Raw genomic sequence first — 26,186 nt, forward strand, 5'->3', positions numbered from 1 at the left:
TCACGACTTCACAAGCCAACAATACACAACGCACAAATCTAAATATCGCCCAATATGTTACGCACCGCTTGCCCTGCAGGACCTTTTAAGCTTGCAAGCTGACTATAGACTTCGCAAATTTGCTTTACCATATCAACTTGAACTTCGCTCAATTCAGAAAAAGAATCGGCACTCGGCTCGCCTATAACTTCAATCGCATATTTTACAGCACGCAGATAATTATAAAATTCCGTGTTGTTTTCATAATTCTGGTACTTTTGAATAGTTTTCCAAGTTATTTCCAAGTCTTCTGTGTCGATTCTGTCTTTGCTCATAAAATCACTTCTAAACGATTAAACAGTTTTTCCGCTATTCTGCATGTAAATTGCCCAAAGTTTATCTGCCTTTGCAATATGCGTCAAAACCCAGTTCGCAATATACTTATAAAAACTTAACACGTTTGCTTTATTCTCTGTCGAAAGTTTTTTAAGTTGAAATCCAATTTCCTTTATAAAAAAGTCATGTGCAAGTTTATGGGAATCTAAACCATTATATCCAATTTTTTGCTGCAACTCTTCTTCGGAAGTAAAATGATAAACCGTGTAGTCAGAAAGCTTCTTCAATACAACTTTCATTTTTTCTTCGTATTCGTCTTCACTTCCGGTAACAACATCGTAAAGTTCGTTTGCAATCGCCAAAAGCTGTTTGTGCTGCTTGTCAATTTCGTCAACACCAAGCAAATACGAATCGTTCCATTCAATTCTTTCAATTTTTGTATCCATAATAAACTCCTTAAAATGTCTCTTGTTATAAAAATATTTTTTATATGGGCGTATTTTTGCCTTGTCGATTTTTACAAAGGGAGCAAGGCAAAAACCGAGCTATCCGCGGCTACGGCTTAAAGCCTACGACCAAACGCAACAAAATATCAAATTTCAAATCAAAAATTGTCTATAATAACAAATCATATTTTGCCACACAACAAAATTTTGGCTATTGCGTTTGGTTTCGCTTGCGCTCACCGCTCCTATCTCTTACGCAGTAAAATCTAGAGCATGCAAAACGCAATGCAAATTAAACTTTATTCTTCCACAGATGGTTTTGAATAAGTTCTGTTTTTTAATTCGTTATTTAAAAGGTAAAGCCCGTGCGAGCTTTCACCAAAGAGGCTCATCTTTGTAATCAAATCAGAAGCATTTTTTTCTTCTTCGCCCTGTTCTTCTATAAACCATGCCAAAAACTGAGTCGTGCGATGGTCATTTGCTTTTAATGCTGCATCGTAAATTTTATTTATCAAAGCAGTAACATATTTTTCGTGTGCAAGAGCTTCTTTTAATGGATCGCCCAAATTGTTAAAAACCTTGTCTGGTTTTGCAATCGATTCTAGACTAACCTTTTGCTCGTTGTTATGCATATAAGAATAAAACATCATAGCATGGTCCATTTCTTCTTTTGCTTGAATTTCAAACCAATTTGCAAAACCTGTTAAACCTTTTTCTTCATAAAAATTTGCCATAGAAAGATATAGATATGCAGAATACATCTCTTTATTAATCTGCTCGTTCAACAACTTAGAAACTTCTTTATCCATAATTTTAGCCTCCATAAAATAAATTAGTATGTTAAAGTATAAGTCTTTGTTCAACTAAAAGCAATTTTAACGCTACTCAAAACTTTTTAAAGGCGATTGCTTTGATTTTTGTTTAACGGTATAAAAAAAGAATGACAAAACAAGAATTTGTAAATGCCTCAAAAAAAGTGGCAAGTTTTTATTACGGCGTAAATCTCCCTTTAGATATAGATGATGTTCAAGAATCCGACGAATTTAAATATTTTTTTATGTACGAAATGCCTTCATCCTATGTAAACCAAAACGATGATGATGTGGATTGTGTTTTTTGGTATTCGGTTGCAGTATATAAAGAAGAAAATGCTCAGGACAAAATCGAACTTTCGCGCGGAATAGACGGCCGTTCTGGCGATCATTTTTTTCTAAACTACAAAGACTGGTTGTAAGTTTAAGATTCTATGCAAAAAACTTCACGATTTTATATTTAGATTTTTGCTTTTTTCTGCCCGTCTAAAATTACTGTGAATTATGCAATTTCTGCTCAGTTTGCAGTGTAATTGCACTGCAAAAAGTTACCATCTTACATTGAAAATTGAATCTAAAGTCGGTATTCTTTGGGAATGAATGTTTATGCCGTTTTCGCAATGACTTTTATTCCTCTTTTGGCAGTTTTTTTTCTTATTGTAATTTTAGTTCCTGGTCAAAAAATTCGCTATGCACTTTGGGCTTGCATTTTGGGGCTTTTAACGGTTGCCCCAGCAGCTTTTGTTCAGCATTATGTTTTAACTCTTCCGATTTTTCTTGCAAACACAGTCATAAATCTTTTGATAACCGCAATTATTTTTAACGGTTTGCTTGAAGAATCATTCAAACTTTTTTTTATGGGATTTCTTCCTCAAAAAAAACTTTCGCTTGCCGCATATTTTTCATGCGCAATTTTAGCAGGAATGACTTTAGGCAGTTTTGAATCTGCAATCTATTTTGTAAAAAAAATAAGCGATGCGAACGCTTTAATGGGTGCAAAAGAAATATTTTCGCTACTCGTAAGCCGAATGTTTACGAGCGTGCTTGTTCATACATTTTGTGCAGGCCTAAGCGGACTTCACCTATGGATGTTTAAAAAGAAAAATTCAAACATAATGCCTTTTGTTTGGGCAGTTTTAATTCACGGAATTTACAATTTTTTTGCAGGATTCAAGAGCGGATTTTACTGGTTTTCAATCGTTGCAATATTTTTTGCAGCACTCGAATGCAGAATTTGGTATAAAAACAGTATTTTGCAAGATTCACAAGTTGACACAACCAAAATCTAACTATATACTATTCGAACATTACGACGCGGGGTAGAGCAGCTGGCAGCTCGCCAGGCTCATAACCTGGAGGCCGCAGGTTCAAGTCCTGCCCCCGCTAACACAAAACATCTTGCAAAAACGCAGGATGTTTTTTTTATTTTAAAGACATTCATTAAAAAAATAGGACTTGAAGCGAAATCAGCGCACCAACAGGCGAAAAGCGGGCAAGGACGCGAGCATCAGCGAATTGAGCCACCTATAACTGCAAGTCCTTCCCCCTTCCCATCGCAAACAAAAAAAAATCCGCTTTCCTTCTCAACCACAAACGCAATCAAGAAGAAAGGCGGCATTTTTACAAGGTTTTTATCTTACACAACCGCTCAAAAACTAAGCGATATTTATAGAAATCTTTTTTGGAAGTTGTGCTTGTTTTCTTGGCATTACAACTTTTAAGATCCCATCTTTTGCAGAAGCACTGATTTTTTCAAAATCTACATCTTCTGGAAGTGTAAAACTTCTTTTAAATGAAGAAGTTGTCCTTTCGCGCAAAATCCACTTGCGTTCATCCTTTTTTCCATCGGACTTCTCGGACTTCTCGCTCTTTTCAGATTTTTCCTTTGAGCCATCAGCATTTACAACAGAATTTTCAACTTCTTTCTTTTCGTAAGAAATCGTAAGAACATTATTGTCTAATTCAACGTGAATGTCCTTTTCATTTTTTCCAGGAATCTCCATTTCCATATTGTAAGCATCTTTTTCTTCGGTTACATCAACCTTAGGAGTGGCAAAAGATTTTTTTACAGAATAAGACGGCATATCATAAAAACCGTCAAATCCAAAACCATCAAAAAGATTATTAAAAAGTGTCAAATTGTTCATACCTTACCTCCAACTATAACTTAGGTTAATTTATGAAGTTTTTTATCAACTTCACTTATATACTAGCAAGAGGTATGCCAACTTTTTTAAATAGTTTATAAAATCTTTTATTTTTCTTTTTATTTGGGCGGCTTTTTTGTGTAATCTTAGAAAATTTACATAATTTTCGTAAAATACACAAAAAACCGGGTCTTTCACCCTTTCGCGTCTTGCGCGCTGCATTCGTCCACTCGCTTTGCTCGCTCCCGAACGGCTGCGCCGGGGTTACAGCCCCTGCCGCAAATGACACAATTTCTATCAAAAATATCCATCGGAATATCAAATTCCGTGTCAAATTGAATCAGTTTTGTTAAAAAGTGTCTTTTTGACTCAATTTTGCATTCCTAAATCAACAATATGGCGCAGACTTTGCTCATTAAGCATTCCTATTACGTAATCAACAACTTTTCCTTCAGAATTTATAAGGTATGTTGTTGGATAAGCGGAAATATAGTAATCGCGCACAACTTTTCCACTTTCATCCATTAAAATCGGATATGAATAACCATTGTCTTTTAAAAATTTTTCAACTTCTGCCCTGCTTTTATCTCTGTTTCCTCCTGGAGAAGCAACTCCTAGTATAATAACTTTATCATTTCCTTGTGCTTTTAATTCTTCATACACCTTTTGAAAATCTGGCATTTCCGCTCTGCAAGGAGGACACCAAGTTGCCCAAAAGTTTAAAATAATTGATTTTCCTTTTAAATCTTGAAGATTCCAAATGTTTCCATATTGGTCAGAAAGTTTAAAATCTGGTGCAGGAACATATTCTTTTTCTTTTTGAGAAGTTTGTCCTTTAGAGGCAACATCTATAATTTCTCCATTTTTTCCTTTAACAAGTTCATTTGTTTGTTCTTCTTCTATTCTATTCATATCAATAATAGAAATTACTCCCAAATAAACCATATAAATTCCAACCAAAAGTAATAGGATTCCGCCCAAACGACCAGTCCATTTTACAATTGCTCGGTGCTTTTTAAAAAAAGCAAGAATAGAACTTACAAAAAACCCTGTAATTATAAAAGGAACTGCAAACCCCAAGGTATAAAGTGCAATATAAAACATTCCGCTGCTACGAGATTCTGCTTGCCCCGCCATTATCAAAATTCCTGCTAAAGCAGGCCCAATACAAGGGGTCCATGCAAAACTAAATACAAAGCCCATCAAAATTGCAGTTATTGGAGAAAGTCGCAATTTTGTTACATTTATCGGGAGTCTTTTTTCTCTCATCAAGAATTTTCCAAAAATGCTCAACTGTACAAAAGCCAGAAGAATTATCAAAATTCCCCCAACGATAGAAAATTCACTTCTATACCTTGCAAAAACTTGTCCTAAACTTGTAGCCCCAAGCCCTAAAATAAAAAAAGCAAAACCAATACCAACTGCAAATAATAAAGAATTTACAATGGACTTTTTTCTATTCGTGTAATCCTCTCCAGAAAGGTATCCAAAATAAACTGGAAGCAAAGGCAACACGCAAGGAGAAAAAAAACTCAAAATGCCCTGTAAAAAGGCAGTCACAAAAGTTATGTCAAAATCATTCATAAAAAACCTCTAAATTTTTAAATATTATGTAAAATTCAATTTTAAAAATTGCTTCCGTTCCAGCCCCAATTTTTAAAACCTGCATAAGTTATATAGATTTTGTCGGAAGGAATATCGAGTTGCTGCTTAAAAATTTCGCAAATTTTTGCAGTCATCTCGTTGCAGGCAGAAGAATTTTCTCCACCAAAAAGTTTTACAGAAACAAACGCACCTTTTTCAACTTTTTCCCCAGCAAAATACAAGTCATAATTATCTTCAAAACCGAGCATAAGATAAGATTCTGGTTTTCCAAGTATAGAAATCGCTTTTCCAAATTCTGTTTTCAGAATATCTCTCTTTTCTTGTGAAACACAGATACTGATTTTAGATTCAATCATCGGCATATAGAAACCTCCAAATTTGTATTCTTTTAATAGCATGCGGTAATTTTTTTTTCAATAAATATTAAGTAAAAAGTTTATCAAAACTAAATTTTAATTTATAAAAATGCGTTTTTTTTGTTGCTAAAAAATATATCCATGCTAAGATTTACTCGTAGCAAGGAAAGAGATGAGGACTTAGCACCGGCTGCACGACAAGGAGGCGTTGATGTTACCGACAAAAAGAGCAGACCTCTTGAAGGTCAAATTTTAGATAAAACATACCTGCAAATGTGCAGGACTTTAATAAAATGCCCATCATAAATTATGATGAATGGCATATAAAAGCCGGGAAGCACCCGGCTCTTTTTTTTTAGAATTTTATCTGCCTAGCTAGATTGCGCATCATTATGCGGCAAGGATAGGAGGGGCGGCGAAGCCGTTGGCGTGCAACGCCAATGAAGCGACTAGCGGAACCCCGGATAGCCTGATTTTTGCGAAACGAAGTGAAGCAAAAAGCCGCCCTAAAATTCTAAAATAAAAATATCAAAATTTTAATCTTTAATTTGGAGGCTTTTTTTTGAAAGACGAACGCTGGGTATTTTACAAAGACACTGTTGCCGTTAATGCTGGCGAGGGTGTGACAAGAAGGGTTTTGGCTTACAGCGACGATTTGATGTGCGTCGAGAACTCTTTTAAAAAGGGTGCTGTGGGTGCTTTGCATCATCATCCGCATACGCAGATTACTTATATTGTAAGTGGAAAATTTGAATTTGAAATTGATGGTGTTAAAAAGGTTGTTCAAAAAGGCGACACTATGCTAAAAATGCACGATGTTGTTCACGGTTGTGTGTGTTTGGAAGAAGGCGTGCTTTTGGATATTTTTAATCCGTACAGAAAAGACTTTGTTTGACATAAATCTTCAATTTTGCAAACGAGAATATTTTTGCGTCAACGAGATGTTATAAAAACTCATAGCGATGCTAAAAAGGCAAAGTTTTTCAAGTTGCAGACGAACTAAAATTTGCTGCAAAATTTACACTATTACGATTTTGTCTAGACTCTTTGAATTATATAATGCTTCGTCCGCTTTTAAAACCAAATTGTCGGCTTTATCTGTTCCGTAGCAAGCCCCAATGCCAATACTGCAACAGGTTTTTCCATCTTTGCCGTAAGTAACTTTTCCCACATTTTGTTGAATATCTTCCAATCTGTCTTTTAAAGTTTCTCTGGAAATATTATTAAAGCAAACTACAAATTCATCTCCACCATAGCGGCAGACAATATCGCTATCTCTTACACTGTTTTTTATTGCAAGTGCAACGTCATGCAAAACTCTATCGCCTTCTCTGTGACCAAAAGTATCATTTATATCCTTAAATTTGTTCATATCCAAAAAAGCAACCGCTGTAAAAGGCAGAGCCGAAACTTGCTCATCATAATACTTTCGATTTTTTACTTTTGTGAGAGAATCTATATAAATCTCATCGCTAAACGCTGAAAGTTTATCAAAAAATTTAGCTTTTTCATCGTATCCAGAAAATTGCAGCCCTTCCAATTTTACGATTAGTTCTATGATATAAGGATTGCCGTCGATTCTTGCGTATTGAGAATTTACGAAAAATATATTTTTGCCCAAAATCTCAATTTTAGAAGCATTTCCTTCAATAGCCATCGCTTTTGCAGAAGTACAATTTGTACACTTTTTTTCGCGTTGCCAAATCGTACAGCAATTTTGTTCGACTTCTACAAGAGTTCCATCTTCTTTAAAAGAAACTACATTTCTACAAGGAATGCTAATTATGCGCACTGTGTCAAAAAACATTTTAAATTCTTTAATTTGTGAATTTATTGTTTGCGAAGAGAAATCCCAACTCTTTTTCTGCATTGCATTCATGCGACCAATCAAAATTTCTGCTAATTGAATTGCTGAGTTCGCTTCTGAACCTAAAACTTGACCATAGCTAACATGCAAAAGGCATTTTTTTCCGCTTACTTCATGAATATCTCTTATTGAACTTGCACAGGCGGCGATTTTATCTTTTATCTTTTTTACATCGTTTTCATTTTTCTTACAGATTGCAAATCTATCTAGTTGCAAACGAGCAAAAATGGTTCCCTTATCAAAATATTTTCGCATTTTATCGGCTATTGTTTTTGCAAGTTCTTCTGCGGCTTCTCTTCCATAGATTTTATAAAAACCTGTATACGAAGGAATTTCCATAACGCCTACAGCAAAATTTTGATTATGCAATAGATAATTATCGTAAAGTTCCAAGATTGAAATTAAGAAACCTCTTGTTGTCATAAAACCTGTCGAAGAATCCACAGAAGGAGAATCTGCAATATTTTCATCTCCAGACAAGATTTTATCGTTATCTACAAAATATCCCAAAAGACCGCAAATTTTACCTTCTTCGTAAACTGGAAATTTTGTAGATGATATATTATGAACAATTCCTTGAATTACGTTTTGACCAGGAACTTCTAAAAGCACTTCGCCATTTTGAAGAACTCGAAGTTCATCGTTTCTAAATGGCTCATCATCCAAATACCAGCCTAAATCTTCATCGGTTTTGCCTAAAATTTCTCTTAAATGAGAAAAACCATAATAGTCTAAAAATGCTCTACTGGCACCAACAAAACGTCTGTTCAAATCTTTCCAGAAAAATTTTATATTTGATTGTTCCAAAAGAGCATTCCAAAGATTTGTATCGTGAGTAAAAACCTCTGTTAATGATTTTTGCGTATGTTGCAAAATTTTTGAACTTATTGCATTTTCAAAATACAAATAAGAAGATTGGGCGACTTCATCTTCAATTTTGTCTTTATGGGCTTCTTTATAAAGAGTAGAAAGTTTTGAACCTATAAGATATTTTTTTCCATTTTTTTCTGGAAGCGAGATTATTGTATAGGTTATCGATTCAAAATTGCCAGCTTTTTGTTTTATCCTAAATTCTTCAGAAAAACTTTCTTTGCCAGTTCTATTAAGGACATAAGATATATATTCAAAAGTATGGAACAATAAAAAACGCTCTCTATCTTTCCAATAGACATACTTCGCCATTTTTAAAATTTCATTTTGATTTGAGTCGTCGTTTTCCTGAATTCCATTCGAGTATATGATTTGAACCGAATTATCTTCGCAGTTGAATAGATAAATACTGTCGTAATTCAATATTAAATTTCTAAAAGTCAAATCCAATTCAGAAACATGCTCTTTTGTTATATCCAATTCGCTTGAATAAATATTTGCTTGAAACATTCTGCATTCTTTGCATTCTGCAACAAGCTTAATTTTTATCTTAAAAAATCGTTCGTTAAAAACAAAATCTATGTTTTCTTCACTATGAGTTACTGCTGCCAAATTTGCGGTATTGCGTATCTTTTGCACAATAAACGACGAAGTATTTTTCATAACCTTTTCTGTTATTTTATCTTCTGTATAACCTACATCCGCAAGATTTTTTCGATAGGTTTCGTTGATAAAAACTTCCTTTACAGTTTTTCCATAATCTTCAAAAAGCCCAAGCGAATTTTCTGTTAAAAAATTGATTTCGCCAACTTTATCATAAAATGAACGGAAAACTTCTGTTTCTGTAGTTATGTTTTTTTGATTTAAGTGATACCAAAAATTGTGTTCCGATTGAGGTCTGTCAAAAAAATTCCCTTGAATTCGCTCGCATCCAACCCGCTTTAAAAACTCAACTTGATCCGCTTTTTCAACGCCTTCTGCAAGCGTGTGTAAACCGAGTTTTTTTGCCATGTCGACGATTGAAGAAATAAGATTTTTTGAGCGCTCATTAAAATCCGTCAAAAATTCCATATCGATTTTTATCAAATCAAAATAAAAATCTTTTAAAATATTGAGCGAAGAATACGAACTTCCAAAATCGTCCATCCAAACTTCATAGCCAGAGCGACGCAATTTTTCAATCTCGCTCCTTATCGCATCGGGATTTTCCATTATTGCGGATTCTGTAATTTCGACGCAAAGATACTCGTGAGGCAAATTATAATGCGAAAAAATCTTTTCAATTTGTTCAAACGGCGAAGAAACGTCAAAATCGCACCTACAAAGATTTACAGAAACTGGCACACATTCCAGCCCTTTGTCTAAGCGCGCTCTTAAAAGTTTTGCTACTTTTTCTATAACATAGTAGTCCAATTTATATGTAAGCGAATTTTCTTCCAGCGCTGGCACAAAAGTCGTTGGCGAAAGATAACCTTTTACAGGATCTTGCCAGCGAGCGAGTGCTTCCATGCTACAAAGTTTGCCACTCAAAGTCCTTATAATCGGCTGAAAATAAACTTGAATATAGTCAAAGGTTACCGCTTTATCGATGTTGTCTTGAATATACTTTTTTAACTCAAGTTCGCTTTTTAATTTTTCTGAATATATGTTGTAAAAAGATTTGCCTTCTTTTTTCTTTATTTCATCGCACGCGATTTTTGCAAGATCGCAGGAAAGGCTTGCTTCTAAACTTCCGTCATAATAAAAAATGCCTGCACTCAATTTGAGTTTAAAATTATTGTGCAAAGCAAGAACTTTAGAATGCGCTTGTTCAATTTTTTGCAGAAGAACATTTTGGTCAAAACATTCAAAAAAAACTACAAAATGATCGCTAAAAAAATGCGAGATAAAATCCGTTTCAAAGGTTTCTTTTAAAATTTTTGCGATATTTTTAAGACATTCATCGCCAGCGGCAAGTCCAAAAGTTGAATTTAGCAGTTTGAATTTTGAAACATTAAAATAAATTAAAACACACGAAGGTGAATCCTTTGAATTTTGGCTGTTGCACAAAACAAAAATTCTGCACTGCTCGAGCATTTCTAAAAATTGCCCTCTCGTGTATAAACCAGTGAGATAATCCTTTTCTATTGTTTTTGCCTGCACAGCATCTTTTTTATTCATTTTTTTCATAGCGCTATTCAATTCTGAATTTATACCAAAAAAAAGATTTTTTCTATTTAAAATCAAATTATTCTAACAGTAGACTTCATTGTAAATTTAATCGAAATCATCACAATAAAATTCGTTTTGCTATCATAAAATTATAAAAATACAGTTCGTTAGAAATTTACAGTTAGTGATGAAAAAGTTTTCTTATGCAAAATATAGTTAGAGCAAAATTTTTCAATGTCAACATTTGTTGATATCCGCTCCAGATATTTATAAAAATTGATTTTATTGCTTTTCACACTAATTTTAAAAAGATAAAATTAGCGAATATTCAATATTTTTATAGAGGAAAACAAAATGGAAATTGAAACAAAATGCCTCCATTCAGGGTATGAGCCAAAAAACGGTGAGCCTCGCATGTTGCCAATAATTCAAAGCACTACTTTTAAATACGACTCCAGCGAAGAAATGGGAAATCTGTTTGATTTAAAAGCGAGCGGTTATTTTTATTCACGCTTGCAAAACCCAACCTGCGATATGGTTGCCGCAAAAATTGCAGCCCTCGAAGGCGGAACTGCGGCAATGCTGACAGGTTCTGGCCAAGCGGCGAATTTTCTTTCAATTTTCAATATCGCAACGCAAGGCGATCATGTTGTTGCCTCGTCTGCAATCTACGGTGGAAGTTACAATCTTTTTAACGTTACAATGCGCAAAATGGGAATAGATTTTACCTTTGTAAATCCAGATTGCACAGAAGAAGAACTTTCTAATGCGTTTAAACCAAATACAAAGGCAGTTTTTGGCGAAACAGTGGCAAATCCTTCTCTTATTGTCTTAGATATAGAAAAATTTGCAAAAGTCGCACATTCACACGGAGTCCCACTAATTGTGGACAATACTTTTGCGACTCCCATAAATTGTCGTCCTTTTGAATTTGGGGCAGATATAGTAACGCATTCCACTACAAAATATCTGGACGGCCACGATGCAACTGTAGGAGGAGTTATAGTCGATAGCGGAAAATTTGATTGGCTTGCACACAAAGATAAATTTCCGGAGCTTTGCACTCCAGACGAAAGTTACCACGGAATAACTTATGCAGAACAGTTTGGCAACGCAGGCGCATTCATAACAAAGGCCACTGCGCAGTTGATGAGAGATTTGGGAACGGTTCAATCTCCAATGAATGCATTTATGTTGAACCTTGGAATTGAATCGCTTCCAGTAAGGATGGAAAGGCACTGTGCAAACGCACAAAAGATTGCAGAATTTTTAGAAAAAAATGAAAAAGTTGCATGGGTAAATTTTACAGGACTTGCTTCTAACAAATATTATGAGCGCGCAAAAAAATATCTTCCAAATGGCAGTTGTGGAGTTATAAGTTTTGGTCTAAAAGGTGGCAGAGCCACTGCGGAAAAATTCATGTCATGTCTAAAATTGGGAATGATAGCAACCCACGTTGCAGACGCGAGAACTTGTTGTTTACATCCTGCAAGTTCAACCCACAGGCAACTTTCGGAAGACGAATTAAAAGCGGCTGGAGTACAATCGGATTTGATAAGGCTTTCTATTGGATTAGAAAATGTAGACGATTTGATAAAAGATTTTACAAATGCTCTAAGCTCAATTTAAAAGAGATTTTCACCTCTTAAAACTTTTACATAAATCACCATAAAAAATGCACCGCAAAAAGTTGAACCACAATCGTCCAATTTCGCGGTACATTTTATTTTTAAAACCACAATTTATTTTGAAGTATATGCCAGTATAGAAATAACCGTTGTTATAGAACTCAAAACAACTGTAATAATTGGAGCATAATTGCTGAACAAAAATTTAAACGAATTTGATTTTGCAATTATCGTCGTTTCAGGTTCAATTTTATCAGTTTCCTTTAAGATATTTCCTTTTATGTCCATCAAAACTACGGAATCCCAAGAATTTTTATAAGTGTCAAAACCACCTGCAAGCCCAATATAATAACTGACATTTCTATCTGGAATATAAGGATAGCGACCTGGAGAATGCACTGCTCCAGAAACGCTTACAAAATACTGTCTAAATGGAACAATTACTTTATCGTAAGAAACTATTTTGATGTTGTCCTTATCTTTGTCCTTATAGATATAATCTTCTGCGTCGATTGCTATTTTTTCGTCCTCACGAATTATGTAACAATTTTTAAAATCTGCAGATTTAGAAAAAATTTCTCTATTTTTCCTAAAAAACGATGAATAAGTTTCGCCTTCGTCAAAAGTTAAGGTTACAATTCCTGTTTCGTCGGGAATTACGCTGTTTGTTTCTTTTTCATCTTTTTTTTGAGATATAGCGCCTTCTAAATAAACTATTGCTCTGCGCTCATCTCTATCTGGAACATAAATCTTGTCAAAGTTCTGCAAAACAAAATCGTTTTGCTCGTAATCTTTACTCAAATAAATTCTTTCTTCTGGAATTACCGAATCTGCGGTCTTTCTTGTAATCTCGATTGAATTTTTATTCGCTCCAATTTTAAAGCCGTTTGCATAAGTTTTTATCAATGCAAGAAAATTTTCATCATCGTTTAATTCGTATATTCCAGGTCGCTCTACAGAACCCGTAATTTGAACTTTTTTTGAAATCCTATTTATGACGATTGTGTCGTCTGGTCTTAAATATGGATCTTGCGAAAAATCGCCTTCTCGTTTTGCTTTAAAAAGGTCGCAAAATTTTTCCTTTCCATCGCTAGCGATTATTTTTATGTTACGAATTGAAGAATAATCGGTAAGTTCATCTTCTATTATTGAAGAAAGTCTCGACAGTGCCCACGCTTGTTTTTCTGTCGATTCTATAACTTCTCCTTTTATGCTTACTTTAAAGGTGGCAGGCGTTATAAGAACAAACTGAACTCCGCTTAAAGGATAGTTGCGGTTTACAATCGATTCCACTTGGCGCTTTAATTCCACAAAAGTTTTTCCAGCAGCATTTATCGTTGCAAGATTTGCAATTTTTATTTGATAAGTTGAATCCACCGAAATCGTATAGTCGATTGGCGTTGTGCCAGCAGCAAAGGCAAGCCTATAAAAATCGCCTGCGGTTACAGGATAATCTTTTGCAGACATCGCAAGTGCAGAATTCATATAAGCTGAATCTTTCGTTAATACAGCAGTGGCACGTTCATTCGAAGTTGAAGATTTAATTTTATCCGAATTAGAATTCTTTGCATTATCGCGGATTTTATCGCCCCTTAAATTGAATTCAGAATTCTCCTGTGAAGTCAAAATGCGATTCGCAGGAAAAGCAATCGTCTGGAAAATAAAAACATAAGCCAACAAGCTAGCGATAATTCTTGATTTTTCGATTTTCATTTTATCCTCTAAGTTTTTTCATTGCTTCTTTATCGTTTTTCACAGAATCTATCGCATTCAATAAAAATGCCATAAAAATGGAAATAAAGAATCCGGCAAAAGTCATTATTATGCAGAGTTTTCCTCTCGAAGGTGCAGATTTTTTGTCTGGAACTTCCGGACGTTCAAGAATCTGAAAGACTGGAGTTTCGCTTTGCATCTGGACTTTTAAAAGTTCATATTGCGTTTTTAATTGTCTGTAAACTTCTCTTTGAGCAGAAAGTTCAAGCTGAATTTTTGAACTTGCCAAAGCGACAGATGGAACTCCATATCCGCCGTAAGAAGTAGAATTTGCAAGCTTTTTAACTTCGTCTTCCAATTTTATAATTTCTTGATAACTTGAATCCAAGTTTTTTTCAAGATTTTCTTTTTGAATCTTATTTTTATCAACTCCCAACTCATCAAATTTATTGCTGAGCCAATCAACTGTATAATTAACAATTTTCATTGCAAAAGCAGGGTCGATATTTTTGCAAGAAATTTTAAAAACAGAAGTATCTTTATCCATATCCGCAGAAAGCATCTTCTTTACAAATTCTCGACTGTCAGATTTTGGAAATTTTGATTTTGTAAATCTTTCATCAGAAAGGATGTCAAAATCTTTAACCACAGAATCCAAAAATGAATTAGATTTTACAAGATAGCCTGCGAGAGAACTGTAAGACGAACTTGATCCTGTATTTATTCCAGCAAGTCCTGCAAGAGAACCAAGCCCAGAAGAATTTAGCATGGAAGAAAGAGTTCCCGAAGAAGAATTGCTATCATTTATAAGCATATATGCAGATGAAGTATACATATTTGGAAGAAAAGATTTTTCTGGTGGAAGTTTTAACGAAATTATAGAGATTAAAACAGCAAGAGCAATAAAGCAAAGCGTAACGATTATAATCATAACTTTGCGTTTTAAAAGAACAGAAAGCAAATCTATCAAAGAGATTTCTTCATTTTGATTTTTATCAAATTCTTGTTTTTGTTCACTCATAATCGCAAATTATAACCGTTTTTTTGAACCTTTGTCAGCAAATTACATTTTTATAAAAGTTTTTATACAAAGTACAAAAAATTGAAAATTAAAATCTATTTCTTTATAATTTTAAAATCTTAATTCTAAATCGCAATTTTACAACACGTACATCATTTTATAAAACTTATATATAATTATATAATATAGAAGAATCTTGATTCAAAGGCAGAGGTTTTATATGTATTCAAAATCCGAAGTAATCGATTATATAAACGAAGAAGATGTAAAATTTATTCGCCTTGCATATATCGATTTTTCTGGCAAACAAAAAAATGTTTCGATTTTGGCAGGAGAATTAGAGAGAGCGTTTAGCGAAGGAATTTCTTTTGACGCTTCCGCAATCGAAGGTTTTCAGGATTCTGCAACTTCTGATCTTTTTTTGCATCCTGACCCTTCAACGCTTTCTTTAATTCCGTGGAGGCCGACTTCTGGCAAAGTTGTGCGAATGTTTTGCGACATAAAATATCCAGACGGAAAGCCTTACGAAAAAGATTGCCGCTATCTTTTAAAACAAGCCGTAAAAAAAGCAAAAGAAGAATATTCTCTCGAATTTAAATTTGGAACAGAATTTGAATTTTATCTATTTAGATTTAACGAAGCTAACTATCCATCAGTTCCTTTTGATGATGCGGGTTATATGGATATTTCACCAGATGACAAGGGTGAAAACATAAGGCGCGAGATAAATTTTACGCTCGAACAGATGGGAATCACCCCAGAATTGAGTCATCACGAAGCAGGGCCTGGTCAAAACGAAATTGATTTTCGCTCATCGAATGCACAAACCGCAGCAGATAACGCTTCAACTTTTAAATGGGTTGTGCGCACAAAAGCAGAATCAAATGGGCTTTATGCAGATTTTTCGCCAAAACCGCTACCAAAAAAGCCAGGCAACGGCTTACACATAAACATCAGTGTCAACAGAGCCGAAAAAATGCCTCAAATTCTTGCAGGAATTTTAGAGCATTTAAGCGAATTGACATATTTTTTAAATAGTTCCGACAATTCGTATGCGAGGATAAAAAGTCCAAAAGTGCCAAAAATTATTTCATGGGGCGTTCAAAATCGTTCTTGCGTTATAAGAGTACCGTCAAAAAATCAAAACGAGAGAATTCAACTGCGTTCTCCAGATAGCACCTGCAATATATATCTGGCATTCACGCTTTTAATATATGCCGCTCTAGATGGAATAGAAAACGACTATCCGTTACCAGAACCTGTAAAAGAAAATCTTTTTCAAAGCAAAAACGAAAGCGATGAAGCTTTTATAAAAAGGACTGCAAAATTTAAAACGATTCCACAATCGCTTGACCAGGCAAAAGATATTGCAAAAAAAAGTGAATTTATCCGCAGATATATAAAATTTTAAAGGTTTTAATTTATAAGGAATTTTAATGACTTGGGAAACATACAGCGTTCTTGTTGTTGCTAAAGACATAAAAAATTCAACTCTTATGCATTCAATCCTTGTACAGCCAACTTTTGAGGTTATTCAAACAACGGATTTTAACGAAGCACGACGACTTTGTTCCGAAAGAGTTTTTAACATCGTAATTGTAGAATTTTTAGATGGAAGCGGAACAGAGTTTGCAATCGACATTTCTTCGCACACAAGCTCAATTCTTTTAATCGCTCCAGTTCAAATTTTTGACCAAATAAGTTATTCTGTCGAACCTTACGGCATCTTGACGATAAAAAGCCCATTCGACAGCTTTTATTTTTACAACATGATAAAAATCGCAGTTGCAGTTCAATACAAAGTTAAGTTGCTTTCGAGCCAGACGATAAAATTAAAAGAGAAAATGGAAGAGATAAGGCTTGTAAACAGAGCAAAAATGCTTTTAATGCAAAAAGACGGATTTACAGAACAGCAAGCACATCGCTATATAGAAAAACAAGCGATGGACAAAAGCCAAAAACGACTTCAAATAGCAGAAGAAATAATAAAAAATTACACTTAGATTTTGCCTTTTGAAAAGAATGTTTTAGGCACACAGTGTTGCTCTTTCCGCATATATCTTACGACTGAATTTAACAACTAGTGTTGAACAATACTTATTAAATATATTATAGTTGGGATAAATTTGTAAATTTTGATTAAAAATCGTAGATTTTTAAGGGGTTATAATGAGCGAAAATAAATTAAAAATTCTCGGCTGGATAGGAACTGCGCTATCGGTTACCATGTACATATCTTATATTCCGCAGATTATGAATAATTTGAATGGAAATAAAACTATTTTTCTTCAGCCTTTAGCAGCGGCAATAAACTGCACGATATGGGTTTTATATGCGCTTCTAAAAGACAAAAAAGATTATCCACTTGCGGCAGCAAATGCTCCAGGCGTTATTTTCGGCTTGATAGCAGCAATTACCGCTTTATAAAACACAGCACAAGGTCGAATCTCGAAGGATTTAGCATTGTTAAACCTGTTAAGCACATTTTTGACCGCTTAAATTCTTCAATAATTTGACTATCTGTTTGATTTAGCGTTAATTGTTCTTCACCGATTTTTCATTTTCGATAAGGATTAAAACTTCTTCTTTTGTAATTGGAGTATTCTGTTCATAGGCTTTTCTGTTTTTTTCGATTTCTTCAAATGACCAAAGCCTTCCGTTATTCATTCCAGGACAATCTTTTGCGCAGTCTTCCCAACTGTATTTTGATTCAACAATCCACGACCAGAACGGCCAAGTTGAACACTGCACAGGGCGCGCTTCATAACAAGAACAGCCATTTTTCCACATTATGCAGTCGTAATTTTTTTGTTCTTTTAAAGCCAAAACCTGCTTTCCAGAATAGTAAGTTGCCCATCGGCAATAAACAGCCACAAATGCTTCGACTTTCATCTTAGAAAAATCGCAAAGCACGGTTAAATCTCTTTTTGAAAGATAAACAAATCCTGGCGAATGCCCACAGCAAAAAGAACAGCGCTTGCATCCAAAATTTAGTCCATCTTTATAAAACGGTTCTGACATAACCAAGATATTAGCATAAATAACAAAAACCGACACAACTCGATTTTATATCGGTCATTTTAGGCACAGAAATCAATTTTTTGCTCCCCATTCTATCCCCCTTTTTTCCCCATTCTCCCTCTCCCCTTTCGCACAATAAAAAAAAAGCCCCTTTAAAATTGAACTCAAATCGTTCAACTCCAAAGGAGCCTCTTTCGGCAAATTGCTTTTATATTTTAACTACAAATTTCTTTCCAAGTTTGCCCTCTTTTTTAACAATTTTTTTAAGACAATCAAAGTCGTAAAGAGCGAAACAATTCCAACAGAAAAAGATATGATTCCGCTTACCAAAAGTCCCAAAGAATGTGTACAGCCTGCAACTATGTAAGAAACAAACGAAATTGTGGCAACCGTCATTGCGTAATAAATCTGTGTATTTACGTGATTTACGTGATTACATCCTGCGCCTGCACTCGCCATTATAGTAGTGTCGCTTATTGGAGAAGTGTGATCTCCACAAACCGCACCTGCCATACATGCAGAAATAGAAATTACTCTTATAGGGTCTGAAGTATCGGGAAATGCTGCAATACAAATAGGAATCAAAATTCCAAAAGTTCCCCAAGAAGTTCCTGTAGAAAACGCCAAGAAAATAGCAACTATAAAGACTATAGCTGGCAAGAACATCTTAAACGCTCCTGCGCTCCTAGAAACAAGCCCTGCTACATAACTTGCAGCGCCAAGACTGTCTGTCATACCTTTTAAAGTCCAAGCCAAAGTCAAAATCAATATTGCAGGAACCATCGATTTAAAACCGTCTGGAATGCAAGACATAAATTCCTTAAATTTTAAAACTCCGCGCGACATATAAACAACAAAAGTTATAATCAAAGCGGCAAGCGCACCCAAAACCAAACCTACAGATGCATCAGAAGAAGCAAATGCTTCTATAAAATTTAAATAAGCAGGATTTGCAACCATCTCGCCTTCAACTTTACCGGGAACAGTTGCAGCAAAAAAACCGCCGGAATAAATCATTCCCAATACACACATTACGATTAGCACGGCAACAGGAAGAATCAAATCTATAACTCCACCGTTACCAACTGCTTCTTTTTCGGCTGTTGTTTTTTCATCTGAACTTCGGCTTTCTCCAAAAGGATTTTCAAATTTTGTCATAGGCCCATATTCAAATCTCATAAGAACGAGGGTAAACATCATTACGATTGTAAAGAGCGCATAAAAATTGAATGGAATCGCTTTACAAAAAAGGGCAATTCCGTTTTCGCCTTCGCTAACAAAGCCAGCAACCGCGGCCGCCCAAGAAGAAATAGGTGCAATTATACAAATTGGTGCCGCAGTAGAATCTATCAAATACGAAAGTTTTTCTTTGGAAACACCGTATTTGTCTGTAACAGGTTTCATAACAGAGCCAACGGTAAGACAGTTAAAATAGTCATCGATAAAAATTAAAATTCCAAGACAGATTGTTGCAAGTTGAGCGCCAACCTTTGTCTTAATGTGTTTTTGCGCCCAATTTCCAAAAGCAGCAGAACCGCCAGCTTTATTCATCAAAGAAACCATCGCTCCCAACAAAACAAGGAAAACTAAAATTCCGACATTCCAGCTGTTAGAAAGTTGAGCAATAAAACCGTCGTTTACAACATGGCTAAAAAATCCTGTAAACGAAAGCCCAGAATAAAAAACTCCGCCAATCAAAATTCCAACAAAAAGCGAAGAATAAACCTCTTTTGAAATCAACGCCAAAGCAATCGCAACAATCGCAGGCACCAACGACCAAAAAGTTCCAATCATTTTGTACTCCAAATGCAAAGGTTCAACGCGCAAAGCAAACGTCAAACGCTCCATAAAAAAATATGAAAGCATTATACAATTTGTTTTTTTTTACTTCCACGTGTTTATAAAAATTTTTATATTTTTACAGATTTTTTTTCGGGCGGCTTTTTGCTTTCGCAAAAAACGGGCTATTCGGGGTTCCGCTATTCGCTCCATTGGCGTTCCGCCAACGGCTTCGCCGCCTCTACTATCCCTTGCCGCACAGGATGTGCGGTTACAAACATACTTCGACAGTTTTGCAAAAAACTGTCAGTTCAAGAAAAACACGGACGTTTTTCTTGAAACCTATCCCTTGCCGCTGTAAGCTCGCAGGCGGGTAGCGGGGCTACAAGTAGACCCTTGCCGCACAGGATGTGCGGTTACAAACATACTTCGACAGTTTTGCAAAAAAAATAACTTTCAGAAAGAAAAATCGCTCATCATATTTCAATAAAGTTTATTATCATTTATGCCGATAATATTCTGCTTTGCTGTATTTAAAAATGCGGAGGTAAATTTTTATGAAAAAATCTTGGATTTCAATTTCTTTTTTTTGCATTTTTGCGTTGAGTGCAATACTTATTTCTTCATGCGTAATAAGCGAATCTCAAGGCGAAGATTTGCCAGAACCTACGGTTGCAGAAAGCACTTCTGATTTTACAATTTCTTTTCCTTCAATCGCAAAAATGAAGTATGCAAACATAATCCGCCTTTCTTCTTCCACTGCAAATTTTGAAAACCCAACAAAAACAAATATAGGGCAAGTTATCCCCAACGATTTAGAAAATTTAGCATCCACCTACCAGTTTGTAGATTCCCACACAGCAACAGGAGTTTTTTATAAATATTTAATCCGCTATTACAACGGCTCTGTATACAAGTACACTTTACCAAACAACAAAGTTTTAGAGGGACTTTCTACTTCAGAAGCAAATCTTCCTTCCTCAATTACAGCAGACTGCACAATAAACGAAGCAACAGGCACTTATACTATAAAACTTTCGTCGGCAGTAACTCTGCCTGCAAATTTTTCACTTCTTTCTGTCTTAGTTTCCAACGGAACTAACGAAAGACCTTTTAATCTTGCAACAGCAGCACAAGCTGCAACAAATACCGCAGCAGTTATAGATTTACAAAAAGAGCTTTCTCAAGAATTTTTAGATTGCAAAATCAAATTTACAGGAGTTTGTGCTATTTCACCTAGAGTTGTTTCAACAGGAAGTCATCCTTACAAATATTACTATTGGACAAACAAAGCAACGGTCACAACTACAATAAACTACACAGACAAAAATGGCGATGTGCAAGCAGTTGATCCAAATTCTGCCGTTATAATTCCTTCCTCATCGCATCCCGAAAACGAGTTTGACTTTAGTTCTAGGAGTTTAAATTTTTAGCAAAATTATCGATTTTGCAGGATTGATTAAAAATCACTTATTTACAAAACCGTCAATCGCAAGATTTAAACTCGCTTTTACGTTGTCAACTTCGTTGTTGTGCAGAACTGCCATTTTAAAAACCGATTCAACGATAAGTCCAAACAACAAATCGTTTGCCGCTTTTACGCTAAATCCTTTAAACTCACCATTCTTTTGCCCTCTAATTAAAACCATGCTCAAAAGGTGATTTATCTTTATTGTTCTTCGCCTAACACGCTCGTAAACATCAACGCCAGTTTTGTAAAGCCCCGTAAGGTAAGGAATTAAAACCTCAAAAAGCGAACGATTTTCATAGCACAAATCCACAGCACTCGTAACGATTTTGCGCAAACAGTCTTCCGCCTTTATAGAATGATCTTTTACAAGCGACAAAAACTTTACTTCCAAATTTGAAGAAAGTTGCTTTATGCTGAAATTGAAAATCTCGTGTTTGTTTTTAAAATATATGTATAAGGTCGTACGAGTAATTCCGCAAGCATCCGCAATTTTTTGAAAAGTTACATCTTCGTAGCCGTCGCGGCAAAAAAGTTCCATCGCTTTTTCCAAAATTTCTCTCTTGCGTTTTTCGTGCTCAACAACAATAGCCATCAAAAAAACTCCCTTTCATCATTCTTCTCTCGATTTTTGTAAGAATCTTTACGAACGCTCTCCCTCGCTTTGCCAAAGTCGTTTGGTGTTTTTGAAGCGCTTTTTCTATGACTCTCTCTCTCGTTAAAAAAATCGTTTCCTTTTCGTTTTGGAGAATTGTGTTTTTTCTCTTTTTCCGAGCCGTCATATATGTAAAAAGTTGTATCTAAATTTCCAGACTTCAAACTCTTTAGAGTCGTAGCGTATCGATTTATGCTTTCTTGAAATTCCTTATGTGCGGTTATAATTCCAATCTGCCAGCCTTTAAAATCGTCAAACAGGCTTTTCATTCCTGCGTAAAGTGCGCTCGCTTCTTCTTCATCCCCAAGACGCTCGCCATAAGGCGGATTGCAGATTAACATCCCGTTTTCGTAAGGGGCGGCAAGGTCTTTAAAATCGCTAACCTGAAAATCCGGCCGCCAAACATGCGCATCAATTCCAATCGACTTTAACGCCCTGCCAGCAGTAACACAGGCATGTTCTGCATTCAACCGAGCCCTTTCAACAGCCCCCCGGTCAATGTCCGTGCCTGTTATGCGAACTTCCACATCCGTGCGGATTTTCTGTGCTTCCAATTTTTTTATTTCTATCGCACGCTGCTGATTAAAAATTCCAAGATTTTCCAACGCAAATCTTCTTCCAAAACCTGGTGCAATGTTAAACGCGTACAAAGCCGCTTCAATCGGAATCGTGCCCGAACCGCAAAATGGATCATGCAAAGGGATCTTTCTTTTCCACATCATCATCTGTAGCATTATTGCAGCAGTTGTTTCTCTTAAAGGTGCAACACCACCATCAGTTCTGTAGCCTCTTTTATGCAGTGGATTTCCGCTCAAGTCCAATAAAATTAAAGCTTCGTCGTTGTCGAGGTAAATACGCACATCGCTCTCGTTCCCAGTTTCTGGCATAGAAGACATATTCCAGCGGTCGCACAGTTTTTTGTAAATCGCTTTTTGAACCATCCCTTGAATCGAATGTTCCGAATTCAATTTGGATTTATAAGTTCTAACTTTATCCACCGTAACTTTGGAATCTTTCTTAAAAAAATCCTGCCATGCAATCGAATATACGCCATCAAAAAGTTGGTCAAAATCCTCTGCGCGATAACGCTTAAGCAAAAGATAAACCCTGTCCGCAGTGCGCAGGCAAAGGTTTGCCCTAAAAAGTGAGTCATCATCGCCCTCAAATAAAACTCGACCAGGTGCGTTTGACAAAAGTTTATAACCGAGAAGTTTTATCTCATTTCCAAGTATTTTTTCAGCGCCAACAGCGCAAAGTGCAACAAGTGTGTTCATTTAAAATTCCTATTTTGACACTTTATCGTAAAATGTCATTTTAGAACAGCACACGAGCAAAATTTTATAAATAGGAGAACCACAATTTATTTTCTCTACCAGCTGCTACAGGTTCGCTAACGCTCATTGCCTTTGGCAACTTCGCCTTTCGCATCTGGGGTACAATCGTTTTAAGGTAAAAGTTCTATTTTATCGGCGATTCCGTTTCGGTCTTTTGTAAGCGCTGCCGTTGGATCTGGTTCTTTTAAGACTTCAAAACGAACTTTTGGCTTTCCCTGAATTTTTTTATCTTCTGGCAAATTTATTACATCGCCAAAGTAAAAATAATAATCCTTTCCTTCTGAATCTATAAAACCGTAAAAATTGCTCTTTCGTTTTATGTGCCCTTCCCTAATTTCCTGCTTAACAGTATTTTCTTTGCGGTAAGCATAATAAGTTGGAGGCCTTTTTCCATCGTCAAAAACTTCGTATTCATCGCTAAAAGAAGCGAGCAAATTCTTAAAAGATTTAAAACCGTAAGTTTTTACATTAAAGTCCGGCTGCTGCCTCAAAATAGTTTCCATAAGCTGACTGTGCAAAACAACGCCGTTGCCGTCGCCAGTGCTGTAACTGTTTACCTTTGGAGTAAGCTCATAACACTGGTTCAAAAATTTTAAAAGAGAATAGTTTGCCAGTGCAGAATTTTCGTCCGCTTCCGCTTCTGAACCTGCATTCTTTGCTTCATCTGTTGAAACGTCGATTAAAATATTTTCGTCTATGTCCTGCAAATCTTCCACATACAAAAACTCGTTGCACGCATTTACAAGTTTTGAGCCTTCTCTAGCCTTACCGCGTTCGCCCACGCCAATTACTTTTTTTCCAAGTTCCCGCAATTTTAGCGCAAGCGGAATATAGCCCTTGTCCGACGCTCCAATGCAAATTATAGAAATATCTGGATTTTGAACTGCCGTCTGAATTGCATCCATTATAATCTGCTTGTCTACGGCTTCTTTTTGGTCGTTTTTATCGTTTATGCTTTCCCTAAAAACCTGAATCGCTGTTAGCGGATATTTGTTTACGCAGTCTTTCCAGCTTTTTACATTAACGCTCGACCAGTCCGCATAGGTACGCTGAATTACGACGTTTCCGCGTCTGTTTATTTCTGCCAGCGTTTTTGGCACAAACTTTGAAGAAAAATTTTCCGCGTCAAAAAAAATTGCAATCTTTGTGTAAAATTCTGTGTTTTCCATAAATATTTTTTATAAGGCACAACCTCGAAAATCATCCAAAGTTTTATAGCCTTTTCTCTCCATAAATTTTTTTATACCTTCGACTATCTCTATCATCGCTTTCGGATTTGAAAAAGTTGCAGTTCCAACTTCCACAGCAGCCGCTCCTGCCATTATAAACTCAACTGCATCCTGCCAGGTTGTTATTCCGCCCAACCCAACAACAGGAATTCGCTCGTTTGCATTCAGCTTGTTCATCGCAAGGCACAAATCATACACCATGCGTAAAGCGATTGGCTTAACCGCAGGTCCGCTAAAACCCGCACGGATATTTTCAAAATAGGGTCTGCCAGTTTCTATATCGATAGCAGTTGCTTGAATCGTATTTATCAAACTGATCGCATCCGCTCCAGCTTCTTTTACAGCCATTGCAATTCCGATTAAATCGGGAGCATTTGGACTGAGTTTTACCATCAAAGGTTTTTGTGTTGCGCTACGAACCGCCTTTACAACTGTAGTTGCTGCCTGGCAGTCCATTCCAAACGCCATGCCACCAGCCTTTACATTTGGGCAACTTATGTTAAGTTCAATCATTGGAATGTCTGTCTGCTCAAGAAGTTTTGCACCTTCCACATAAGTTTCAAGCGATTTTCCGCTCAAATTGACTATCGTTTTTGCCTTGAATTTTTTCATTATAGGAAGTTCATTTTCGATAAAATGTTTTATTCCCGGATTTTCAAGACCAATCGAGTTTATAAGCCCCATCGGAGTTTCTATCAGACGGATTCCTTTATTTCCCGGCTGTCCTTCAAAAGTAAGTCCTTTAGAGCAGATTCCGCCCAAACCGTCGACATCGATTACGCTCGAATATTCACTGCCATAACCAAAAGTTCCACTAGCAGCGATTACAGGATTTGAAAATTCCACTCCACAGATGTTTACTGTCAAATCCGGGCTTTCATCTTTTAATGGAAGTCTTTTTTCGATTTTTGGAGATGTAATAGGAGAATCAATCTTTGAAAAATCTATTATCTGACCGTCAAAAATAGGACCGTCCTTGCAACACCGCTTGTTTCCTTCTTTTGTAAATATGGTACACCCAAGGCAAGCTCCCACTCCGCAAGCCATACGGTTTTCCATGCTGACCCACAATTTTATATCTGCTTCTTTACACAACTTTTGAATCGCACCAAGCATTGGCGTAGGGCCGCATGCATAGACAACATCATAATTTTTTACAGTTTGAACATCGAGCGCTGCGGTAATCATTCCTTTTATTCCAACAGAACCGTCGTCGGTTGTAACGGTGAGTCTGTTTGGTTTTATATTTTCAAGACCATAAGCTCCGCTTTTAAATGCCGCATAAAAATCGTAGGATTTTTCTTTTAAGGTAGAAGCAAAAGCCGCAACTGGAGCAACCCCAACCCCGCCACCTATCAATGCTACTTTTTGATTTTCGTCTGGAGATTGCCAGTAGTTTCCAAGTGGCCCTAAAACTTCTATTTTGTCGTCTTTTCTAACAGATACGAGTTCTTTTGTGCCCTGTCCTTTTAACAAAATCAAAAAATCTAAAGCGATTTCGTTGTCTGAAATTTTCTTACAGTCGTAAACGCTAATAGGGCGTGCAAGCAATAAGGCTGAATTACGACAGCGAAGCATGTAAAATTGACCGGGACGACAGCCAAAATTTTGTTTTTCTTCATTTTTTACTACAAGTTTTAAACACCAAATGCTTCCTTTGGGAAAAGCAGTTTGAACGGCGTAACTGTCTAAAACGCTTGCAAGTGCAAAAAACGGCAAATCGTTACCAGAACAATCTTTTACATTTTTCATCTGACTTCCTCTATAAA

At 36.0% G+C, this 26,186-nt stretch carries 23 protein-coding genes and 1 tRNA gene; 9 read left to right on the top strand and 15 right to left on the bottom strand.

The annotated features are described in order from the left end of the window. Positions 1-38: 38 nt before the first annotated feature. The 3 genes from FXX65_RS02460 to FXX65_RS02470 all read right to left on the bottom strand — a co-directional run bounded on the left by FXX65_RS02460 (position 39) and on the right by FXX65_RS02470 (position 1,570). The gene (locus tag FXX65_RS02460; protein WP_147614945.1) at positions 39-314 is read right to left on the bottom strand and encodes a hypothetical protein; all 276 of its coding nucleotides are present in this window, start codon (positions 312-314) and stop codon (positions 39-41) included. Between the two features lie 18 nt (positions 315-332). Then, the gene (locus FXX65_RS02465; protein ID WP_147614946.1) at positions 333-761 is read right to left on the bottom strand and encodes a bacteriohemerythrin; all 429 of its coding nucleotides are present in this window, start codon (positions 759-761) and stop codon (positions 333-335) included. Positions 762-1,060: 299 nt separating this feature from the next. Beyond that, positions 1,061-1,570, bottom strand: coding sequence for a ferritin (locus FXX65_RS02470; RefSeq protein WP_246104332.1), 510 nt, complete (start codon positions 1,568-1,570; stop codon positions 1,061-1,063). Positions 1,571-1,701: 131 nt separating this feature from the next. Between FXX65_RS02470 and FXX65_RS02475 the strand changes: the two genes are divergently transcribed. The 3 genes from FXX65_RS02475 to FXX65_RS02485 all read left to right on the top strand — a co-directional run bounded on the left by FXX65_RS02475 (position 1,702) and on the right by FXX65_RS02485 (position 2,959). Beyond that, on the top strand, positions 1,702-1,995 hold the full coding sequence (locus FXX65_RS02475; protein ID WP_147614947.1) for a hypothetical protein: 294 nt from the start codon (positions 1,702-1,704) through the stop codon (positions 1,993-1,995). A gap of 174 nt (positions 1,996-2,169) precedes the next feature. Then, on the top strand, positions 2,170-2,862 hold the full coding sequence (locus tag FXX65_RS02480) for a PrsW family glutamic-type intramembrane protease (protein ID WP_147614948.1): 693 nt from the start codon (positions 2,170-2,172) through the stop codon (positions 2,860-2,862). Between the two features lie 24 nt (positions 2,863-2,886). Next, positions 2,887-2,959 (top strand) — tRNA-Met (locus FXX65_RS02485). A 269-nt stretch (positions 2,960-3,228) separates the two neighbouring features. On the opposite strand, the gene FXX65_RS02490 is transcribed toward FXX65_RS02485, so the two are convergent. The 3 genes from FXX65_RS02490 to FXX65_RS02500 all read right to left on the bottom strand — a co-directional run bounded on the left by FXX65_RS02490 (position 3,229) and on the right by FXX65_RS02500 (position 5,687). Next, positions 3,229-3,720, bottom strand: coding sequence for an Hsp20/alpha crystallin family protein (locus tag FXX65_RS02490; RefSeq protein WP_147614949.1), 492 nt, complete (start codon positions 3,718-3,720; stop codon positions 3,229-3,231). A gap of 369 nt (positions 3,721-4,089) precedes the next feature. Continuing rightward, complete coding sequence (locus tag FXX65_RS02495) at positions 4,090-5,304, bottom strand: cytochrome c biogenesis protein/redoxin (RefSeq protein ID WP_147613278.1); 1,215 nt, start codon at positions 5,302-5,304, stop codon at positions 4,090-4,092. Between the two features lie 41 nt (positions 5,305-5,345). Beyond that, positions 5,346-5,687, bottom strand: a complete 342-nt coding sequence (locus FXX65_RS02500) for a phenylpyruvate tautomerase MIF-related protein (protein ID WP_147613279.1) — start codon at positions 5,685-5,687, stop codon at positions 5,346-5,348. A gap of 556 nt (positions 5,688-6,243) precedes the next feature. Here FXX65_RS02500 and FXX65_RS02505 point away from each other — a divergent pair. Beyond that, positions 6,244-6,576 carry a cupin domain-containing protein gene (locus FXX65_RS02505; RefSeq protein WP_147614950.1) on the top strand — a complete coding sequence of 111 codons (333 nt, stop codon included), beginning with the start codon at positions 6,244-6,246 and terminating at the stop codon, positions 6,574-6,576. Between the two features lie 123 nt (positions 6,577-6,699). On the opposite strand, the gene FXX65_RS02510 is transcribed toward FXX65_RS02505, so the two are convergent. After that, a complete protein-coding gene (locus tag FXX65_RS02510) occupies positions 6,700-10,587 on the bottom strand; it encodes an EAL domain-containing protein (protein WP_147614951.1) in 3,888 nt (1,295 codons plus the stop codon). 336 nt (positions 10,588-10,923) lie between these two features. On the opposite strand from FXX65_RS02510, the gene FXX65_RS02515 reads away from it, so the two are divergent. Then, entirely contained in the window at positions 10,924-12,198 is a 1,275-nt protein-coding gene (locus FXX65_RS02515; protein ID WP_147614952.1) for an O-acetylhomoserine aminocarboxypropyltransferase/cysteine synthase family protein, read from the top strand. Positions 12,199-12,311: 113 nt separating this feature from the next. On the opposite strand, the gene FXX65_RS02520 is transcribed toward FXX65_RS02515, so the two are convergent. Next, positions 12,312-13,910 (bottom strand): SLBB domain-containing protein, encoded by a 1,599-nt coding sequence (locus FXX65_RS02520; RefSeq protein ID WP_147614953.1) that lies wholly within the window; start codon positions 13,908-13,910, stop codon positions 12,312-12,314. Between the two features lies 1 nt (position 13,911). Then, a complete protein-coding gene (locus FXX65_RS02525; protein ID WP_147614954.1) occupies positions 13,912-14,931 on the bottom strand; it encodes a Wzz/FepE/Etk N-terminal domain-containing protein in 1,020 nt (339 codons plus the stop codon). A 220-nt stretch (positions 14,932-15,151) separates the two neighbouring features. Between FXX65_RS02525 and FXX65_RS02530 the strand changes: the two genes are divergently transcribed. From FXX65_RS02530 to FXX65_RS02540, 3 genes are all read left to right on the top strand, one after another. Beyond that, on the top strand, positions 15,152-16,342 hold the full coding sequence (locus tag FXX65_RS02530) for a glutamine synthetase family protein (protein ID WP_147614955.1): 1,191 nt from the start codon (positions 15,152-15,154) through the stop codon (positions 16,340-16,342). A gap of 25 nt (positions 16,343-16,367) precedes the next feature. Beyond that, on the top strand, positions 16,368-16,934 hold the full coding sequence (locus FXX65_RS02535) for an ANTAR domain-containing response regulator (RefSeq protein WP_147614956.1): 567 nt from the start codon (positions 16,368-16,370) through the stop codon (positions 16,932-16,934). A gap of 166 nt (positions 16,935-17,100) precedes the next feature. After that, entirely contained in the window at positions 17,101-17,358 is a 258-nt protein-coding gene (locus FXX65_RS02540) for a SemiSWEET family transporter (protein WP_147613287.1), read from the top strand. Positions 17,359-17,466: 108 nt separating this feature from the next. Here the strand turns inward: FXX65_RS02540 and FXX65_RS02545 are convergent, their stop codons facing one another. Both FXX65_RS02545 and FXX65_RS02550 read right to left on the bottom strand, forming a co-directional pair. Continuing rightward, a complete protein-coding gene (locus tag FXX65_RS02545) occupies positions 17,467-17,952 on the bottom strand; it encodes a YkgJ family cysteine cluster protein (protein ID WP_147613288.1) in 486 nt (161 codons plus the stop codon). Between the two features lie 219 nt (positions 17,953-18,171). Further along, positions 18,172-19,746, bottom strand: a complete 1,575-nt coding sequence (locus FXX65_RS02550; RefSeq protein ID WP_147614957.1) for a Na+/H+ antiporter NhaC family protein — start codon at positions 19,744-19,746, stop codon at positions 18,172-18,174. Between the two features lie 542 nt (positions 19,747-20,288). On the opposite strand from FXX65_RS02550, the gene FXX65_RS02555 reads away from it, so the two are divergent. Then, the gene (locus FXX65_RS02555; RefSeq protein WP_147614958.1) at positions 20,289-21,164 is read left to right on the top strand and encodes a hypothetical protein; all 876 of its coding nucleotides are present in this window, start codon (positions 20,289-20,291) and stop codon (positions 21,162-21,164) included. Between the two features lie 33 nt (positions 21,165-21,197). Here the strand turns inward: FXX65_RS02555 and FXX65_RS02560 are convergent, their stop codons facing one another. The 4 genes from FXX65_RS02560 to FXX65_RS02575 all read right to left on the bottom strand — a co-directional run bounded on the left by FXX65_RS02560 (position 21,198) and on the right by FXX65_RS02575 (position 26,169). Further along, a complete protein-coding gene (locus FXX65_RS02560; RefSeq protein WP_147613296.1) occupies positions 21,198-21,794 on the bottom strand; it encodes a TetR/AcrR family transcriptional regulator in 597 nt (198 codons plus the stop codon). Next, complete coding sequence (locus FXX65_RS02565; RefSeq protein ID WP_147614959.1) at positions 21,794-23,128, bottom strand: THUMP domain-containing class I SAM-dependent RNA methyltransferase; 1,335 nt, start codon at positions 23,126-23,128, stop codon at positions 21,794-21,796. The genes FXX65_RS02560 and FXX65_RS02565 overlap by 1 nt, the downstream gene beginning before the upstream one ends. A gap of 170 nt (positions 23,129-23,298) precedes the next feature. Further along, positions 23,299-24,357: an NYN domain-containing protein gene (locus FXX65_RS02570; RefSeq protein ID WP_147614960.1), complete on the bottom strand. Its 1,059-nt coding sequence runs from the start codon at positions 24,355-24,357 to the stop codon at positions 23,299-23,301. 9 nt (positions 24,358-24,366) lie between these two features. Further along, positions 24,367-26,169 carry a dihydroorotate dehydrogenase gene (locus FXX65_RS02575; RefSeq protein WP_147614961.1) on the bottom strand — a complete coding sequence of 601 codons (1,803 nt, stop codon included), beginning with the start codon at positions 26,167-26,169 and terminating at the stop codon, positions 24,367-24,369. Positions 26,170-26,186 lie beyond the last annotated feature (17 nt).

This window comes from Treponema pectinovorum (assembly GCF_900497595.1).
GTDB classification, from domain to species: Bacteria; Spirochaetota; Spirochaetia; order Treponematales; family Treponemataceae; genus Treponema_D; species Treponema_D pectinovorum.

What these genes read in the sequence shown, in the direction of transcription:
- FXX65_RS02460 (WP_147614945.1), bottom strand. Translation starts at nt 314, where the DNA reads ATGAGCAAAGACAGAATCGACACAGAAGACTTGGAAATAACTTGGAAA.
- FXX65_RS02465 (WP_147614946.1), bottom strand. Translation starts at nt 761, where the DNA reads ATGGATACAAAAATTGAAAGAATTGAATGGAACGATTCGTATTTGCTT.
- FXX65_RS02470 (WP_246104332.1), bottom strand. Translation starts at nt 1,570, where the DNA reads ATGGATAAAGAAGTTTCTAAGTTGTTGAACGAGCAGATTAATAAAGAG.
- FXX65_RS02475 (WP_147614947.1), top strand. Translation starts at nt 1,702, where the DNA reads ATGACAAAACAAGAATTTGTAAATGCCTCAAAAAAAGTGGCAAGTTTT.
- FXX65_RS02480 (WP_147614948.1), top strand. Translation starts at nt 2,170, where the DNA reads ATGAATGTTTATGCCGTTTTCGCAATGACTTTTATTCCTCTTTTGGCA.
- FXX65_RS02490 (WP_147614949.1), bottom strand. Translation starts at nt 3,720, where the DNA reads ATGAACAATTTGACACTTTTTAATAATCTTTTTGATGGTTTTGGATTT.
- FXX65_RS02495 (WP_147613278.1), bottom strand. Translation starts at nt 5,304, where the DNA reads ATGAATGATTTTGACATAACTTTTGTGACTGCCTTTTTACAGGGCATT.
- FXX65_RS02500 (WP_147613279.1), bottom strand. Translation starts at nt 5,687, where the DNA reads ATGCCGATGATTGAATCTAAAATCAGTATCTGTGTTTCACAAGAAAAG.
- FXX65_RS02510 (WP_147614951.1), bottom strand. Translation starts at nt 10,587, where the DNA reads ATGAAAAAAATGAATAAAAAAGATGCTGTGCAGGCAAAAACAATAGAA.
- FXX65_RS02515 (WP_147614952.1), top strand. Translation starts at nt 10,924, where the DNA reads ATGGAAATTGAAACAAAATGCCTCCATTCAGGGTATGAGCCAAAAAAC.
- FXX65_RS02520 (WP_147614953.1), bottom strand. Translation starts at nt 13,910, where the DNA reads ATGAAAATCGAAAAATCAAGAATTATCGCTAGCTTGTTGGCTTATGTT.
- FXX65_RS02525 (WP_147614954.1), bottom strand. Translation starts at nt 14,931, where the DNA reads ATGAGTGAACAAAAACAAGAATTTGATAAAAATCAAAATGAAGAAATC.
- FXX65_RS02530 (WP_147614955.1), top strand. Translation starts at nt 15,152, where the DNA reads ATGTATTCAAAATCCGAAGTAATCGATTATATAAACGAAGAAGATGTA.
- FXX65_RS02535 (WP_147614956.1), top strand. Translation starts at nt 16,368, where the DNA reads ATGACTTGGGAAACATACAGCGTTCTTGTTGTTGCTAAAGACATAAAA.
- FXX65_RS02540 (WP_147613287.1), top strand. Translation starts at nt 17,101, where the DNA reads ATGAGCGAAAATAAATTAAAAATTCTCGGCTGGATAGGAACTGCGCTA.
- FXX65_RS02545 (WP_147613288.1), bottom strand. Translation starts at nt 17,952, where the DNA reads ATGTCAGAACCGTTTTATAAAGATGGACTAAATTTTGGATGCAAGCGC.
- FXX65_RS02550 (WP_147614957.1), bottom strand. Translation starts at nt 19,746, where the DNA reads ATGATTGGAACTTTTTGGTCGTTGGTGCCTGCGATTGTTGCGATTGCT.
- FXX65_RS02555 (WP_147614958.1), top strand. Translation starts at nt 20,289, where the DNA reads ATGAAAAAATCTTGGATTTCAATTTCTTTTTTTTGCATTTTTGCGTTG.
- FXX65_RS02560 (WP_147613296.1), bottom strand. Translation starts at nt 21,794, where the DNA reads ATGGCTATTGTTGTTGAGCACGAAAAACGCAAGAGAGAAATTTTGGAA.
- FXX65_RS02565 (WP_147614959.1), bottom strand. Translation starts at nt 23,128, where the DNA reads ATGAACACACTTGTTGCACTTTGCGCTGTTGGCGCTGAAAAAATACTT.
- FXX65_RS02570 (WP_147614960.1), bottom strand. Translation starts at nt 24,357, where the DNA reads ATGGAAAACACAGAATTTTACACAAAGATTGCAATTTTTTTTGACGCG.
- FXX65_RS02575 (WP_147614961.1), bottom strand. Translation starts at nt 26,169, where the DNA reads ATGAAAAATGTAAAAGATTGTTCTGGTAACGATTTGCCGTTTTTTGCA.